The sequence below is a fragment of the Streptomyces sp. NPDC028907 genome (assembly GCF_055564995.1).
In genome coordinates, this window is record NZ_JBVHVE010000003.1 from 543,888 (window position 1) to 559,534 (window position 15,647).

The following is a 15,647-nucleotide window of genomic DNA, read 5'->3' on the forward strand; positions in this document are numbered from 1 at the left end:
ACGCCCGCCCGCGAGCAAAGGTTCCACAAAGGCGCGGAAGGCCGTGACGCGAGCGGAGGAGGTTGGCCCGCGCCACGGCCCGATCGAGGCTGACAGGTCGGAGAATTGATCAGTACCCCGTCTGATCAGGGAAATCAAACACCCGGGGCCGTCAGCCCGCGCACACCTTCCGGTACGGCGCGTCCGGCACGTACGTCCTCCACTGGGCCCGCGTCAGCCGGCCGCCGCCGTCCACCCGGTCGCAGACCCGCTCGGCCACCCGGCCCGGATCGACGACGTACCGCTGGAGCGGCACATGGATCCCGGCCACGTAGACCGTGCCGCTGTCCGCGCCGAACGCCACCGAGACGATCTCCTCACCGGCCGTCGGCAGCGGCCCGCCGAGCGGCTGCTGGGTGGCGACGTCCCACAGCTGGAGCGTTCCCGAGCTGCCGCCCACGGCGAGCGTGCGGCCGTCGGGGCTCAGCGCCAGCGCACTGACCCCCTCCGGGGTGTCGCCGAGCCGGGCCGGGAAGACGCTGCGCAGGACGCCGGCCTTGCGTTCCAGCCCGCCGTCCCACAGCGCGACCCGGCCGGTCCCGTCGCCCACCGCCAGCCGGGTGCCGTCCCCGCTGAAGGCGACGGCGCCGATCTGGTCGCCCTGGACCAGGTCCTTCCCGGCCACCGGACCCTTCGGGAGGCGGGCGACGCGGTTGTCGCCGACGAGCAGGCCGCCGTCGGGGCGTACGGCGAGGTGGCTGCTGGTCAGACCCGTGACCACGGAGGTGCGGCGGCGGCTCGCCGTGTCCCAGACCTCGTCGGCGAGATCGCCCACCGCGGGCGTACGCACGGCGTAGAGGGTGCGGCCGCCGGAGCCGAGGGCGAGGTTGATCAGCGGGCCGGTCGAGTCGGCGGTCGTCAGGTCCAGGGTGGCGCGGACCTTGGCGTGGCGTACGTCCCAGAGGGTGATCCGTTGCGCGGTGGCCTCCCGGCCCGGCGCCGAGACTCCGTACGCGAAGAACGCCCCGTCCGGGCTGAACGCCGTCAGCGCCAGGGTGTCCCCGGGAACCACCGGGGCCGTGCCGGGGAGGGCGACGGGGACGGGCGGCGCGGGCAGGGTGCGTACGGCGTGGTCGTCCCGGGTGTCGCGCAGCCGGAAGCGGTAGCCGGTGCCGGTGCTCCCCCAGCCTTCGGCCGGGGGGACCCCCGTCTCGCTTCGCTCGGCGGTGGCGAGGGTACGGCCGTCCGGGGCGAGCCGGACGCCGAACAGGCCGTCGTCTCTCCAGGCCGGCGTCACCGCCGCCGACACGTCGAGGGAGTGGACCGTACCGGCCTCCAGATAGCGCAGAACGGGGTGCCCGGGGTCCCAGGCGAGGCCGCCGTACACGTACTGGTTGTTCAGGGAGTGCCGGAAGACCGGGGCGTCGGGGGACGACAGCCGCCACACCTTGATCTCCGTGCTGTCGGCCACCGCCAGGAACCTCCCGTCCCCGCTGAAGGCGGTGTACCCGGCGTCCGGGACGGTCAGGTCGGCCAGCAGCTTCCCCGAGCCGGTGTCCCAGACGCGGATGCCCGCCGAGGAGACGGCTGCCAGCCGCTGTCCGGCGCCCATGACCAGCGAGAAGTCGTTGTCGGCGCAGACCTCCCCGTCGTGCGTCCACTCACCGGGCAGCCTCCGGTGACCGGTGACGTCCCACACCTCGGGTATCGCGCCCCGGCCGCCCGCGGGGCAGAGGGCGACCGTGCGGGCGTCGGGGGAGACGTCGGCGCGACTGGCCGCCCGCGCGCTCTCGAACAGGGGCTTTGCGTCGGTGCGGGAGAACACCCGCACCCGTTCGTCCTCGGTGCCGGTCACGAGGGTGGCGCGGTCGCCGACGGAGATGTCCGAGAACGCCGGCCACGGCCCGCCGCCGGTGGCCCAGCCGCCCGTCGCCGTGTCCCAGAGCCGGATGCCGTCCCGGCCGGACAGCGCGATCACCTGCGCGTCGGGGGAGGTCCCGACGACCTCGTCGCCGGCGACCGGCAGCCGGCCCGAACCGGTGCGGCGGTGCGTGGCCACGTCGTACGTCCGCCAGGTACGGCCCTCGACGCTCAGCAGGACGCGGCCGGTGGGGGTGAGGAACCGGCGGGGGCTGTCGCCGGGGGCGGGGTCGGAGAAGGTGTCCTGTTCGGGCTGGGCGAGGGCGCCGAGCAGGGCCCGGCGGGACTCGGGGAGCGGGGAGACGCGCCAGGCGGCGACGCCCAGCAGCATGGCGGCCCGCGGGTCGGTGGTGCGCAGCGAGTCGGCGACGGAGGCGATGCGGCGGGCGGCGGTGTCGGTGCGCTGCCGCTCGTTGTCCCGGTGCTGGCTCCACGCGGCCAGGCTCACCACCAGCGCCACCGCCAGCACGGCGGACAGGGCGGTGACCAGTGCCCGGGACCTGCGGGCGGTCCGCACGGCCGTCTGCCGCTCGGCCTCCCGGGCCTCCACCGCGGCGACGAGGAACGCCCGCTCCGACACGGTGAGCGTGCCGTCGTCGTCCCCGAACAGATCCTCGGCCCGGGCCAGCCTGCTGCCCCGGTACAGCCCGCCGGGGTCGCGGTCGTGCTCCAGCCAGGCGCGGGCGGCCTCGGTCAGCCGACGGTGGTGCCGCAGCCGTTCGCGGTCCTGCTCCAGCCAGCCGGACAGCCGGGGCCAGCAGGTGATCAGGGCCTCGTGGGCGAGCTGGACGCCGTCCTCGTCGGCGGTGAGCAGCCGGGCGCGGGCCAGCCGGTCGACCACCCGGGGCACCTCCGGGTCGGTCCACTCGGCCAGGTCGTCGCGGGTCAGCGGGCGGCGGGCGTCGGGGGTGCCCCGGCCCGGCTCGACCAGCCGCAGCAGCAGCCGGCGGGCGGTGCGCGCCTGGTCCTCGGTCAGCTGCTCGTACACCTCCTCCGCCGTCGCCGCGATGGCGCCGCGCACCCCGCCGGCCGCCTCGTAGGTGGCGAGAGTGAGCACCCGGCCCTTGCGGCGCCGCCAGGTCTCCAGCAGCGCGTGCGAGAGCATCGGCAGCCCGCCGGGCCGGCCGACGACCTCCTCGACGATCCGCGCGGTCAGCTCCCGCTCCACCAGCAGCCCGGCCGCCTGGGCCGGCTTGGTCACCGCGTCACGCAGTTCGTCGGCGGTCATCGGCCCGAGCAGCATCCCCGCCCGGGACAGCGCGTCGGCCAGGCCCCGGTGCTCGGAGCAGCGGGCGTAGAAATCGGCCCGTACGGTGATCAGGACGCGGACCCGGGTGTCGGGCTCCCGGGCGGCGAGCAGCAGGTCGATGAAGCGGGCCCGCTCCCCGGCGTCCCGGCACAGGGTGAAGACCTCCTCGAACTGGTCGACCACGACCCAGCTCTCCGGCTCGTCCTCGGCGGGCGCCAGCAGGTGTCCGTACGTCTGCGCGGGGCGCGGGCCGGGCGTGAGCACCCGCAGGACCCCGGGGCCGCCTCGGGCGGCGATCTCCTCGCGCAGGGCGGGGATCAGCCCGGCCCGCAGCAGCGAGGACTTGCCGCTGCCGGACGCCCCGAACAGCACCGCGAACCGGTGGTCGCACACCAGCCGGTGCAGTTCGTCCACCATCCGTTCCCGGCCGAAGAAGAGGTCCCGGTCGTCCGGCTCGAACCGGGCCAGGCCCCGGTACGGCGGCGGTGCGTCCACCGGCGCCTCGCGGACCGCCCCGGCGACCGCCGCCTCCGCCTCCTTCCAGCGGGGCTCCCACTGCGCGGGGTCACCGCCGCAGGCCCGGACGTATCCCCGGACGACGGCGAGCGACGGCAGCCGTTCGCCGGCCGCGGCCTGCGACAGCGTTGTCGCGGAGAACCCGGCCGCCTCGGCCATCCGCCGGTACGAGGGGGTGCCCGCTGCCTTGCGCACCTCGCGGAGCTCATGGGCGAGCCGGGCCACGGGACCGGACGCGGGGTCCAGGGGTCTCTCGGGACGACCCATGCGCACGTACCTCCGACGAAATAAATCACCACTGATCATGAAATTTTGATTGTCCTGACAAAGGAGATGCGGAAATCAAAGCTCCGGTTCCAGGACGCCCGCCGTGGTCGGCTGCCGCCGGACGGCCGTGAAAACGCGAGGTGAACGCCGTGCGACGCGTCAGAAGCGGGTGATGGCCGCCGGGAGAACAGTGCCGCGGAACGACCAGCGGAATTGATTGCCCTGATCGGAACGGGCTGTCGATCAACTCCGCGCTCTCCAGTCTCGATCTCGCCACGCCGGACTTCCGGCAGACCGAGCACTGGAGGAGACCCGAATGTCGCAGGCAGTCAAGAGCAAGCGGAGGTCCCGCCTCGGCAAGGCAGCGTTCGCCGCTGTCGGTGCCGCCGCGTTGACCGTCGGCCTGACCGGCAGCGCCAACGCCGCGGTACTGAACCCGATCAACATCGACAAGGTCTGGCAGAAGGCGCCGACGCAGGAGATGTTCCAGCCCCTCTTCGACTACGACTCCGACAGCTGCTTCCCCGCTGCCGCCGTCGAGTCGAACGGGAGACTGAACGGCGGTCTCCAGGACACGGGGTCGATCACCGGCGGCTGCCGCAACAACCACCTCGGCAAGGCCAACACCTACTCGCGGGCCAAGTGCGACAAGGGCTCCGGATGGTGCGGCATCATCTACACCCTGTACTTCGAGAAGGACCAGAACGCGGCCGGCAACATCGTCGGCGGGCACCGTCACGAGTGGGAGTCCGCCGTGGTCTGGTACCACGGCAATGACCAGTGGCCCAGCTACGTGTCCGTCTCCGCCCACGGCAACTACACGACCAAGCGGTTCAACGACGTGGAGCGTGAGGGCAAACGCTTCAAGGTCGTCTACCACAAGGACGGCGGCCTGACGCACTCCTTCCGCTTCGCCAAGGCGGGCGAGCGCGCGGAGGCTTGGGGGAACGGCGGCTGGGACCGTCCGGCCCTGGCCCCCTACGACATCCTGTGGAGCCGCTACAAGAGCGCGTACGACGCCCTTGAGGAATCCTCGTGGGGCAATGCCAACTTCCCCCTCCAGGACAAGTTCGACCACTTCCGGAAGGACCTGAACGAGGCCAAGCCGTCCGGCATCCAGTTCAACGCCTGGAGCAGGTGACCCAGGCCTGGCCACAGCCGCCCCCGGCGGGGACACTCCCCCCTGTCCCGCCGGGGGCTTCCCCACGCCCTGATCACACGGCTGACGTCCGCTCCGGGCGTTCAGGCCTGTGTCTGCAACTGCTGGAGCTGCCGCAGTACGTTCTCCAGCGCACCCCGCCGCCGTCCCGGCACTCGGCCCCGCAGTTCCGCGAGCGCGGGGCCGAGCTCACGGGCCGGGGCGGCGTCCTTGATCTGCCCCCACTGATGGTGAGCCCGGTCGACGGCCGCCTCCACCGCGGGCGCGTCCACCGCCTGTCCCGCGGACAGCCGCGCCGACGCCACCATCAGCCAGGCCCGGCAACTACGCACCGGATCCCCCGCCATCATCGCCAGATCGGCCCGCACCTCGATCCAGTGCAACGCCTCCTCGGACGCCGGCCCGTGCGCCCGCAGCGCGCTCTGCTCATAGTGCGCGGCCAACACCTCCGCCTCACCATGCCTCCCGGACTCGACGGCCGCGGCGATGGTGGCGTGGGGGTCGGGTGCCTGCGAGGGGGGTGGTGCGGGACTGTACGCGGGGGGCGGCGGCAACTCCCCCACGGCGCCACGCCCGGGAAGCGGCAGCACGAGGGTGACACTCGCATCGGAACTCGGCTCGGAGCTGGGCGCGGGGGCGGAAGCGGGACTCGGCTGAGGACTCCGCGCGGGCACCGGGGCGGGGAGCGGCTCAGGACTCTGCGCGTCGAAGCCCGGCTCGGAGCTGGGCGCGGGGGCGGAAGCGGGACTCGGCTGAGCGCTCCGCGCGGGCACCGGGGCGGGGATCGGTTGAGGACTCTGCGCGTCGAAGCCCGGCTCGGAGCTGGGCGTGGGGGCGGAAGTGGGACTCGGCTGAGGACTCTGCGCGGGCACCGGGGCGGGGCTCTGCCCGCCGCTCGGTACGGGGATCGGTTCGGGGCTCGGCGCCGAGGTCGACGGCGAGTGCTGCGGCGGGGGCGACGCGGGATCCGGCGCCGGGATCGGCTCGGAACCCCGGGCCGCACTCGGTGCAGCGACCTCGGTCCGGCTCAGCGGCGGGGGCGGCACCGAACCCGGAGCGGGAGTCGGCTCGGAACCCCGGGCAGGGCTCGGTGCAGCGACCTCGGTCGGGCTCGGCGTCGAACTCGGCGACGTGTCCTCCGCCGTGTGCGCCGACGAAGCCGGAGCGGGATTCTCCGCGGGAAGCGGCTGGGAAGCCTCCGCCGGACTCGGCTCAGCGCTCTGCGCGGGAGCCGGTGCGGGGACCGGCTCGTGGCTCTGCCCGACTCCCGGCACGGGGATCGACTCGGAGCCCTGCCCGGCGACCGGAACAGGGGCCGGGATCGGAGCAGGAGCCGAGGGCGACGGCGAGTGGTGCGGTGGGAGCGGTGGGGATGCCGGTGCGGGACTCGGTTCGGTGGTCTGTGTGGGGCTCGACGCCAGGACCGTAGCCGTGTGCGGGGCCGAACTCGACGGGCCGCTCGGGGCCGCACCCGGAGCGGGGCTCTCCGCGGGGAGCGGTAGGGAACCCGGCGCGACGGTCGGCGGCGGGCCCGTCGGGCCTGTCCGTGGCACGAGCGGGGGCTGCGCGGGGCCCGGAGGGGAGCCGTAGGCAGGGAGCGGGGCCGGGTTCTGGTTGGGGTTGGGCTCGAAGCCCCGTGGGGGAGCCGGGGGCAGGAGGCGGGGTGGGATCTGGGGTGGGGCGTAGGCCGTCAGCACTATGTCCGTGCCGACCCCGCCCTCGCGTGAGATCCGGGTCAGCGCCTGCTGGTGCAGCTGGTCGAGGGAGGGGCGGTAACCGCTGCGGAGGAGGGTCGCGACGGCCTTCATGTACGCCGGGCCCGCGACCGTACGGCGGCTCGGCGGTGGGGCGACACGGCCGTAGACCGCGTTGTTGCGCCCGGAGTCCAGGGGGTTGGCGCCCAGCCACTCCCAGGTCTCGGCGTCGGCGTGCAGGTCGAGGACGAGGGACGTGGAACCCGGTGCGCGCAGGCGCAGTTCCTCGCGGAACCAGTGCCAGGGGAAGCCGGTGTAGCGGATGGTCGAGGGCGTCGTCCGGGCCAGCGCGAGGTGGGGCAGGTGCTGGCGGCGGTCGAGGTGGAGCTGGCCGGTGACGAAGACGGTGAGCGGGGCCGGCGAGGCCGCCGCGGCGCGCAGGCGGGTGAGGACGGCCTGCGGTTCCAGCGGGTCGGCGAGTTCCACGACGTTCGCCGTGTCCGTGCCGGACAGCACCGTGGGCGGCACGGCGGCGAGAACAGGAAGCACGGAGGCGGCGTCCACCAGACAGCCCTTGCCCGCCGGGGCGGCGGCCAGCAGCAGCACGGTTCCGGGCATCGGTCCCTCCCCATCCCCCGTCGATCACTTAGGGCAGCACCGTAACCGCTGCGGCTGCAAAGCGGGATCTCAGGACTCTTTACGCCCGATTCCGTCCGTATTCCCCACACCAGTTCTCCTCCGACGTACCGCGAACACCGTCGTGTCGTCGGCCAGCCGCCCCCCGCAGTGCCTGAGCGTGCCGTCCCGCACGAAGTCGACCAGCCGCCGGGGCTGCGTGATCCCCGGGTCGGCGGCTACGGCCGCGGCGACCTCGGTGACGAGCGGGAAGAAGACGTCCTCACCGTCGCGGGCCTCGGTCACGCCGTCCGTGGTCAGCAGCAGGGTCTCGCCGGTCCGCAGGGCCACGCGGTGCACGGGTGGCGGGCCGTCGACGGGGTCGAGCTCGCCGAGGCCGAGGGGAAGACCGTGCCGGCCGGGCGGCAGGGACCGTACGCCGTCCGGGCCGACGACCAGCGGGCACTCGTGGCCGAGGACGAGGGCGTCCACCGCGTCCGGCTCGTCGTCGGGGAAGCCGATCAGTACGGCGGTGGCGAACCGGTCGCCGTCCTGGCCGCCGAGAGCCGTACGCATCCGGATCTGCCGCTGCATGCGCACCTCCAGACGCTGGGCGACCGTCGTCAGGTCCGGCTCGTGATAGCCCGCCTCCCGGAACGTGCCGAGCAGCGCGGCCGCCGCCTCCACCGCCGCGAGCCCCTTGCCCTGGACGTCGCCGAGGATGACACGGGTGCCGTACAGGCCGGTCTGGATGTCGTAGAAGTCGCCGCCGACCCTGGCCTCGCTGTCGGCGGCGAGATACACCTCCGCGTGGTCGAGGCCGCCCCAGCCCGGCGGCAGCGGGCGCAGCACGGTGCGGCGGATCGTCTCCGCGACGTCCTGGATGTGCAGCATGCGCTGCTCCTCGCGCACCCGGACCGCACAGGCCAGCGTGGCAAGGACACCGCCGATGCCGGCGAGGACGAGGTCGGGGGTGCCTGCCTGGTACTCGTGCGGCAGGGCGGCGTCCGCGGCGAGGTAGGTGGCGGGCGCGAGCACCGCGAACACCGCCGTCCCCCACACCCCGCAGATCGCGGCGGCGATACCGGGCACCAGCACGATCCAGGACAGGATCCGGAAGTCGCTGCTGGTCCTGTAGTCGACCGACACGATGGCGACGAGCAGCAGCAGCGGCGGCACCCAGGCGACACTGCGGCCACGTACGCGCAGCAGCTCCGGCCGGCGGGCGGCGCCCTGCGGGCCGGCTCCACCCTCGCTGACGGCCCTCATGGGCCTCAGACAAGCACGCCGGTCAGCGCGCCGCATCCGGGTGCCGACTTGCCACCCGCCCGCTTCAGGTGTGCCCTGGATGGCGGGGCGAGGAGAGAGGAGTGCTCTCATGGCTCATGCGGCACCCGCGCCCGGCGGCCGGACCGGGACGGCGCGAACGGCCACGGCCGGCACGAAGGGGCTGCCCGATGTGTTCAGTGCGCGGACGCACCGCGCGATGAGCTTGGTCGTACCGGTCGTCCTCGGACTCGTCTACGGCTACTGGGCCGCGGCGAACCGGCGCTCCGGCGGCGAGATCACCGGCTGGAACCTGCTCTTCGGCTTCGTCACCGCGGCCGCTTTCATGGTGTTGTACGTGGCCGTCCGCTCGATCGCCTCCCGTGCGATCCGCGAGGTGCACGCGATCCTGTGGGCCGCCTTCACGGGCGGTACGTTCGGGTTCCTGTACAGCCAGACCGACGCCTCGGTCCTCAGGTCCTCGCTGATGGGGCTCGCGATCGGCGCGGCCTGCTTCGTCGTGCTGTTCTACCGCTACTACACGCACGAGGACGCGCAGGGCCACCATCTCGCCTGACGGATGCGGATACGCGGATACGGGATGCACGGATCGACCCCGGCGACCGATGGCTGACTACCGATGGCGCCGGGGCCGGCCCGTTCCCCTTCATCCCTTCATCCACCCACGGCTCCCCTGACCCATGAGACACCCGTTCGGGTGAACGCTCCACCGGAGAGCGGAATCGTGCGGCCGTATGCAGGCACGAAGCTGGCGTCCGCGCCCCCGTGCCCCTTGCCTGAAAGGGTGCTCACCCGGCTGCGCAACGCCCTGTCGGCAGCGCTGATCGCGCTGGCGTGCCTCCTCGTGCCGTTCGGGGTGCTGGCGGCGTGGGTGACGTACGGGCTGGCGGACACCGGTCGCTATGTCACCGCGATGGCGCCGCTGGCCGCCGATCCGGCCGTGCAGGGCGCGGTCGCGGACACGGTCGGGGCCGGGATCATGCGGGAGATCGACGACCGGATGGAGGCGTCCCCGGCGTCACCCGCGTCGCCCGAGCCGGGTTCCGTGCGGCCGTTCGCGCGGGACGCGGTGCGCTCCTTCACCCGGACCGAGGCGTTCCGTACGGCGTGGGAGGCGGGCAACAGGGCGGTCCACGACGCCGTGCTGAGTGCCCTTCAGGACGGGCGCGAGCGCGCGGTGACGGTCGACCTCGCGCCGGTCACCGCGCAGATCAAGCGCCGGCTGACCGACGACCACGTGCCGCTGGCCCGCCACATCCCGGTCGAGCACACCGAGGTGGCGCTGCTCCCGGCCCATGAGGTGCACCGCCTCAGGAAGGGGTACGAGGTGCTCGAGGTCGCCGGCTTCTGGCTGCCCGTCTCGGCGGCGGTCCTCGCCGCGACCGGCATCGCCGTCGCCGCCTGCCGCCGTCGCGCGGTCACGGCCACCGCGCTGGGCACGGCCCTGGGCGGCGCGCTCCTGCTCCTCGCGGTGACGCTCGGCCGCCGCCTCACCCTGGCCGACCTCCCCGACCCGGCCCACCGCCCGGCCGCTGCCGCGATCTACGATGCCCTGACGGCCACCCTGCGCGGAGTCTCCTGGCTCCTGATCGCCCTCGGCCTCACGGCGGCCCTCATCTGCCGTCTGGCGCGGTTCCTCGCGCAACGCCGGCAAGCCTGCGCAACGCCCACCGCAGATCCGGCTCAGGAGCCGACCCGAGCCCGAGCCTGACCGCGTCCGGCGTGCGGTTCGGGTCGACGGTGAACGCCGGACCCGGTGTCACCGCGATGCCCTGCACGGCCGCCGCGGCCGTGAAGGTCTCGGCGCGCCACGGGGCGGGCAGCTCCCACCAGGCGTAATAGGCGCGGGGATCGGACCGTACGGTGAACCCCCGCAGCTCCTCCTGCACCACCCGCTGCCGACGCGCGGCGTCCGCCCTCTTTCCGCCCACCAGCCGCTCCACCGTCCCGTCCCCGATCCACCGCGTGGCCGCCGCCACCGCGAAGCGCCCCGCGCTCCACCCGCCGGACCGGACGGCCGCCGCCACCGCGTCGGCACGGTCCTCCGGTACGACGACGAAACCGACGGTGAGTCCGGGGGCGACGCGTTTGGAGAGGCCGTCGACGACGTGGGTGAGGCCGGGGGCGTGGGCGGCGAGCGGGTCGTCGTCCGTGAGGAAGGACCAGATGCGGTCCTCGACGATCGGGATGCGCAAGTCGAGGGCGGCATGGGCCAGTTGGTGTCTGCGTTCGGGGCTCGTCGTCACCGACGTCGGGTTGTGCAGGGTCGGCTGGAGGTACAGCGCGGACAGGGGAGCCGTGCGGTGGGCGGCGGCGACGGACCGCGGGAGCGGGCCCTCCTGGTCGGTGGCCAGCGGCACCAGGGTGATCGCGAGCCGGGCGGCGATCTCCTTGACCACGGGGTATGTCAGCGCCTCGACACCGACCCGGCCGCCGGGGCGGACCAGGGAGGCGAGGGTGGCGGCGACGGCCTGGCGGGCGTTGCCGGTGAAGAGGATCCGGTCGGGGGCGGGGTGCCAGCCGGGGGTGGTGAGCAGGGCGGCGGCGGCCTCCCGGGCCTCGGGCGTGCCGGTGGCCGCGGCCGGGCGCAGGGCCTCCGTCAGGACATCGGGGCGCAGCAGCGGGGCCAGGGCTGGGGCAAGAAGCTCCGACTGGCCCGGCGCGGACGGGTAGTTGAGCTCCAGATTGACCGGCGCCGTGGTCGCGGCCTCGACGAGCGCCCGCTCACCCGGCCCCGTCGGCGCCGCCCGCACGAACGTCCCGCGCCCGACCTCGCCGACGACCAGACCCCGCCGTACGAGTTCGGCGTACACCCGCCCCGCCGTGGATCCGGCGATCCCGCGCCGCCGCGCGAACACCCGCTGTGGAGGCAGCCGTTCACCCGGCTGGAGCCGTCCATGGGCGATGTCGTCGGCGATGCGGTCGGCGAGACGCCGATAGTCGTCCACGATCCGATTCACGAGCTGCTCCCCCAAGTACCGATCAAAGTGCGGATTCCCCGGATTGCACCGAGGGCAAAGATCTTATTGCACCGAGCAGTTGGGGCGATCTAGGGTCGTCCACATGAGCCCCTTCCTCGCATACGAGGACAAAGGCGCCGATGTCGCCGGCGCCTCCTCGCCCCCTCTCGTCCTCGTCCACGGCCACCCCTTCGACCGCACGATGTGGGCCCCGCAGATCGAGACGTTCTCCGCCACCCGCCGGGTCATCGCCCCCGACCTGCGCGGCTACGGCGCCTCCCCGGTGGTCCCGGGCGTCACCCCGCTCTCCGTCTTCGCCCAGGACATCGAGGCCCTGCTGGACGACCTGAAGGTGGCGACCTGCGTACTGGCGGGCCTGTCGATGGGCGGCCAGATCGTCATGGAGTGCTACGCCCGCTTCCCCGACCGCATCCGCGCCCTGGTCCTCGCGGACACGTTCCCGGCGGCGGAGACGGCCGACGGCAAGCGGGCGCGGGGCGCCATGGCGGACCGGCTGCTGCGCGAGGGCATGCGCGGTTACGCCGACGAGGTGCTGGAGAAGATGGTCGCGCCCTACGCCGCCCCCGAGGTCAAGACCCACGTCCACCGCATGATGACGGCGACCCCGCCCGAGGGCGCCGCGGCCGCCCTACGCGGCCGCGCCCAACGCCCCGACTACCGCGACCTGCTGACCCACGTCACCGTCCCCACCCTCGTCGTCGTGGGCGCCGACGACACCTACACCCCCGTCTCCGACGCGCAGGCGATGCACACCGCACTCCCCGACTCGACCCTCCGGGTGATCGAGGGGGCGGCGCACATGCCGAACCTGGAGCGGGTGGGGGAGTTCAACGGGGCGTTGGGGGAGTTTCTGGCGCGGGTGGACGACAGCCGATACGGAGAACGGTGACTCAGCCGCCCGTGAGCCAACCGACCAGATTCGTAGACGGCGAGGTTGTGGGGATCGCCTCCATTGGCCCGGTGATCGATTCGGGTGCTTGCGGTGCTGCTGGAAGCTTTCGGCCTGCTGTTGTGTTGGTGGGGGTGGGTAGGGTCCGGGGATGGGGAAGATCGAGGTCGTTCCGGAGAAGGTGGCCTGGGTTCTCGTGCGTGACGGGCGGGTGCTGGTGACGCGCAACCGCGGTGTGGATGTCTTCTACTTCCCGGGCGGAAAGCGGGAGCCGGGTGAGTCCGATGCCGAGACCTTGGCACGCGAGATCGCCGAGGAACTCCAGTCCCGGGTCGATACGGCGACGATGGCGCACGTCGGCACCTTCGAGACGCGGAGGGATCACGACGGACGCACCGAGTTCCGGATGATCTGTTACACCGCCGAGTACACCGGTCCGCTGGTTGCCTCAAGGGAGATCGCAGAGTCGGCCTGGTTCGGCTATGGCGATCGTGCGCGGGTCTCGGCAGTGGACCAGATGGTGCTTGACGTGCTCCATACCTCTGGCCAACTGCCCTGAGGATCAGGCTCACCGGGAAAGTGCCCCTGGACTGCAAGAATGAGGGTTTTCGCGGTCCTTGTCCCTGCCACCGCGAAGAGGCGTATCGGTCCTACCCGCGTGTCCGCGTCGAGGGCGGTGGCCGGACGGTGGTCTCGCAGGCGGGAGGCGCCCTGCTGGTGGAAACGGCCGTAAGACCGGGCTGGACGAGGCGATATCGACGGCTCTGGCGCCGTGGTGCGAGGCGGGGGCGATGTATGACCCAGGGAAGATCCTGCTGGATGCGGCCCTGGCGGTTGCGATCGGCGGGGACTGCCTGACCGATGTGGGCATGCTGCGGGCCGGGCCGGCCATGTTCGGTCCGGTGGCCCGCGACCTCACTGTCTGCCGCCCCATCAATGTCCTCGCCTCGGCCGGGCCGAAGGCTCTGGCGGCGATCCGCACCACCCGGGCCCATGTCCGCGAACACGTCCGAGGCGGCAGTGTGGAGCCGGTCGCCGCCCTGCTGCGGCCTGCCAACGCGGGCAGCGGTAGGGAGCCCCTTCGCATGCCGGGGCAGCTCTGTCGGGCGTCAGCCTCGGCGGTGCCGCTCATCCGCGGCAGCGAGAACCAGGTGCCGTATTGAACGTGGCCGGAGCTACACCACCTGACATAACGACACGCTGGGGGAGCTTCCGGCCCGCGTGGACGACAGCCGCAGGCGTGTCATCAGTCCGCGGCATCCCCGGCCTCCCAGCGCAGCAAGTCGCCCGGCTGGCAGTCGAGCACCTGGCAGAGCGCGGCGAGCGTCGTGAAGCGCACCGCCTTGGCGCGGCCGTTCTTGAGTACCGCCAGGTTGGCGGGCGTGATGCCCACTCGGTCGGCGAGCTCGCCCACGGACATCTTCCGCCTGGCCAGCATCACGTCGATGTCGACGGTGATCGGCATCAGATCACCACGTCCAACTCGGCCTGCATCTGTGCCGCTTCGACGTCGCGCGCGACGGCCTGGGCGAGCAGCATGCGCAGCACGAGCACGATGAGCGCGACCCCCAGGATGGCGACGCCGACCCCGCCCATGATGACCGTGACGCCCGGGTCCTCCCGCTGGCCCGGCGCATTGATGGCCGTGACCGCGAACCATACGAGGGCAGCCGCCACGATCGCGCCGATCACGCCGTCCACGTACCGGAAGGCGGTGTGGGAGAACACGGTTCCGCGTCGCACCATCGTCACCAGCCGCCATACGCAGACCAGGGCGACCTGAACCGACAACATCCCCAGGATCGTGATCACGCGCAGCGGGGTGAGCGGGAGCGATCCGTCCTCCGGGTCATTCCCGCTGACCAACGCCCATACCATCCCGGCCTGCACGAACACGGTGCCGACGGTCACCACCACGAGCACGGCGCGCAGCGCACCCACTGTCAGCTTTCCCACAACGCAACCTTCCATCGAGTCACGATGAGATTCTATCGAATATCGATAGATGAACAAGGGGTCGCCGCAGGCACTCCTCGCCGTCACCTGCAGCTGCCAGGCCCCGGGATACACTGCTCCGCTCCACCCTGACTGGAGGTCATCCGAGTGGTTCTCGCACGGGTACTTGCCGGTGCTCCATTGGCTCTGGTGATTCTCGCCCTGTCCGGCTGCGTCTCCCCCTGGAGTTGCACCGACACGACGGCGGAGCGCGGGGAGGCCGGTGTCAGGGTGCGGGTGGAGGACACATCTGGGCAGCTTCTCGGCGTCACCGCCGAGGTCGTCGACTGGCGCCTTGAGCCCCACCCGCAGGTGCCCTCCGAAGGTGACCGGGTCCACTTCCGCTACCGCTTCGACGGCGCCGACCACATGTCCGGCCCTGCGGTGGACGCCTGCGCGGTCGACAAGGAGCGTGTGGCGTTGGGGTGCCAGACGGTCTATTCGTCCGAGGCGACCGGGCCGGACGGTGACCTCACGGGCGACGGCTGGCTCGCCGTCGATCACCCTGAGCAGGTGGCCGGAGTGCTCTTGATCCCCAACGACCAGTCCTACGACAGACGAACCTGCGAGCAGGACATCAAGGACGGCGGCGGGCTGCATCCTCCGGAACCAGCCAGCATCGGGGACCGACTGTAAGCGGGCCACGCCGCTTCCCGCTCGACCCGGCCGACGGAGTCGACGGCACCATGGCCATGCCCGGCGCCGTCGCCGACGTACGCGGACATGCCGTACGGCTGCAGCTCGCGCACCCCATGCCCCCGCTGCCCGGGCACGTCGACCTGTGGCGGCGGGAGCTCGGGGAGCTGCGGGACTTCGCCCCAGGACCACGCCGCCTTCCGCCGCATCCTCGACGCCGGCCTGCGGGACGCCGCCCGGCTCACCGGCCACGACCGCACGCCCAGCCGGCCGGCCCGCACCACGCCCGCCTTCGGCACACAGATCGACCACGTCCTCCTGGCCACCGACTTCTCCGCCCACACCGCCCGCTTCCTCGACCTGGCCGACACCGACCACCGGGCCCTGCTCGTCGGCGTCACCCTTCACCAGTGCGGATGAGGTCGACGAGGCACTGGTGAAGGGTGCTCATAATGGGGCG

The 15,647-nt window shown here is 72.8% G+C and carries 11 protein-coding genes and 4 pseudogenes; 8 read left to right on the forward strand and 7 right to left on the reverse strand.

What is annotated here, in order from left to right; all coding sequences use genetic code 11:
* Nucleotides 1-151: 151 nt before the first annotated feature.
* On the reverse strand, nt 152-3,931 hold the full coding sequence (locus ACZ4UU_RS11605) for an nSTAND1 domain-containing NTPase (protein ID WP_468038799.1): 3,780 nt from the start codon (nt 3,929-3,931) through the stop codon (nt 152-154).
* A 316-nt stretch (nt 3,932-4,247) separates the two neighbouring features.
* Here ACZ4UU_RS11605 and ACZ4UU_RS11610 point away from each other — a divergent pair, with 316 nt between their 5' ends.
* A complete protein-coding gene (locus ACZ4UU_RS11610; protein ID WP_468038801.1) occupies nt 4,248-5,072 on the forward strand; it encodes an NPP1 family protein in 825 nt (274 codons plus the stop codon).
* Between the two features lie 101 nt (nt 5,073-5,173).
* On the opposite strand, the pseudogene ACZ4UU_RS11615 reads toward ACZ4UU_RS11610, so the two are convergent.
* From ACZ4UU_RS11615 to ACZ4UU_RS11625, 3 genes and pseudogenes are all read right to left on the reverse strand, one after another.
* Nucleotides 5,174-5,719: pseudogene (locus ACZ4UU_RS11615) on the reverse strand (hypothetical protein); the annotation flags it as partial.
* Nucleotides 5,720-6,724: 1,005 nt separating this feature from the next.
* A pseudogene (locus ACZ4UU_RS11620) lies at nt 6,725-7,402 on the reverse strand (hypothetical protein); the annotation flags it as partial.
* A 69-nt stretch (nt 7,403-7,471) separates the two neighbouring features.
* The gene (locus ACZ4UU_RS11625) at nt 7,472-8,668 is read right to left on the reverse strand and encodes a PP2C family protein-serine/threonine phosphatase (RefSeq protein WP_468038803.1); all 1,197 of its coding nucleotides are present in this window, start codon (nt 8,666-8,668) and stop codon (nt 7,472-7,474) included.
* 109 nt (nt 8,669-8,777) lie between these two features.
* Between ACZ4UU_RS11625 and ACZ4UU_RS11630 the strand changes: the two genes are divergently transcribed.
* Nucleotides 8,778-9,242 carry a hypothetical protein gene (locus ACZ4UU_RS11630; protein ID WP_468038805.1) on the forward strand — a complete coding sequence of 155 codons (465 nt, stop codon included), beginning with the start codon at nt 8,778-8,780 and terminating at the stop codon, nt 9,240-9,242.
* 228 nt (nt 9,243-9,470) lie between these two features.
* Nucleotides 9,471-10,397 carry a hypothetical protein gene (locus ACZ4UU_RS11635; protein WP_468039203.1) on the forward strand — a complete coding sequence of 309 codons (927 nt, stop codon included), beginning with the start codon at nt 9,471-9,473 and terminating at the stop codon, nt 10,395-10,397.
* Here the strand turns inward: ACZ4UU_RS11635 and ACZ4UU_RS11640 are convergent.
* Nucleotides 10,300-11,634, reverse strand: a complete 1,335-nt coding sequence (locus tag ACZ4UU_RS11640) for an aminotransferase-like domain-containing protein (RefSeq protein WP_468039205.1) — start codon at nt 11,632-11,634, stop codon at nt 10,300-10,302. The two genes, ACZ4UU_RS11635 and ACZ4UU_RS11640, sit on opposite strands and share 98 nt — an antisense overlap.
* Before the next feature lie 115 nt (nt 11,635-11,749).
* Between ACZ4UU_RS11640 and ACZ4UU_RS11645 the strand changes: the two genes are divergently transcribed.
* From ACZ4UU_RS11645 to ACZ4UU_RS11655, 3 genes and pseudogenes are all read left to right on the forward strand, one after another.
* Nucleotides 11,750-12,556, forward strand: a complete 807-nt coding sequence (locus ACZ4UU_RS11645; RefSeq protein ID WP_468038807.1) for an alpha/beta fold hydrolase — start codon at nt 11,750-11,752, stop codon at nt 12,554-12,556.
* Between the two features lie 151 nt (nt 12,557-12,707).
* The gene (locus ACZ4UU_RS11650) at nt 12,708-13,115 is read left to right on the forward strand and encodes an NUDIX hydrolase (RefSeq protein ID WP_468038809.1); all 408 of its coding nucleotides are present in this window, start codon (nt 12,708-12,710) and stop codon (nt 13,113-13,115) included.
* A gap of 128 nt (nt 13,116-13,243) precedes the next feature.
* Nucleotides 13,244-13,623, forward strand: a pseudogene (locus ACZ4UU_RS11655) (transposase); the annotation flags it as partial.
* A 179-nt stretch (nt 13,624-13,802) separates the two neighbouring features.
* On the opposite strand, the gene ACZ4UU_RS11660 reads toward ACZ4UU_RS11655, so the two are convergent.
* Nucleotides 13,803-14,021 (reverse strand): helix-turn-helix domain-containing protein, encoded by a 219-nt coding sequence (locus ACZ4UU_RS11660; RefSeq protein WP_468038810.1) that lies wholly within the window; start codon nt 14,019-14,021, stop codon nt 13,803-13,805.
* The gene (locus ACZ4UU_RS11665; protein ID WP_468039207.1) at nt 14,021-14,512 is read right to left on the reverse strand and encodes a DUF2975 domain-containing protein; all 492 of its coding nucleotides are present in this window, start codon (nt 14,510-14,512) and stop codon (nt 14,021-14,023) included. Before ACZ4UU_RS11665 ends, ACZ4UU_RS11660 begins: the two co-directional genes overlap by 1 nt.
* Nucleotides 14,513-14,659: 147 nt before the next feature.
* Between ACZ4UU_RS11665 and ACZ4UU_RS11670 the strand changes: the two genes are divergently transcribed.
* Nucleotides 14,660-15,187 carry a hypothetical protein gene (locus tag ACZ4UU_RS11670; protein WP_468038811.1) on the forward strand — a complete coding sequence of 176 codons (528 nt, stop codon included), beginning with the start codon at nt 14,660-14,662 and terminating at the stop codon, nt 15,185-15,187.
* Nucleotides 15,188-15,198: 11 nt separating this feature from the next.
* Nucleotides 15,199-15,607, forward strand: a pseudogene (locus ACZ4UU_RS11675) (endonuclease/exonuclease/phosphatase family protein); the annotation flags it as partial.
* Nucleotides 15,608-15,647: the final 40 nt, after the last annotated feature.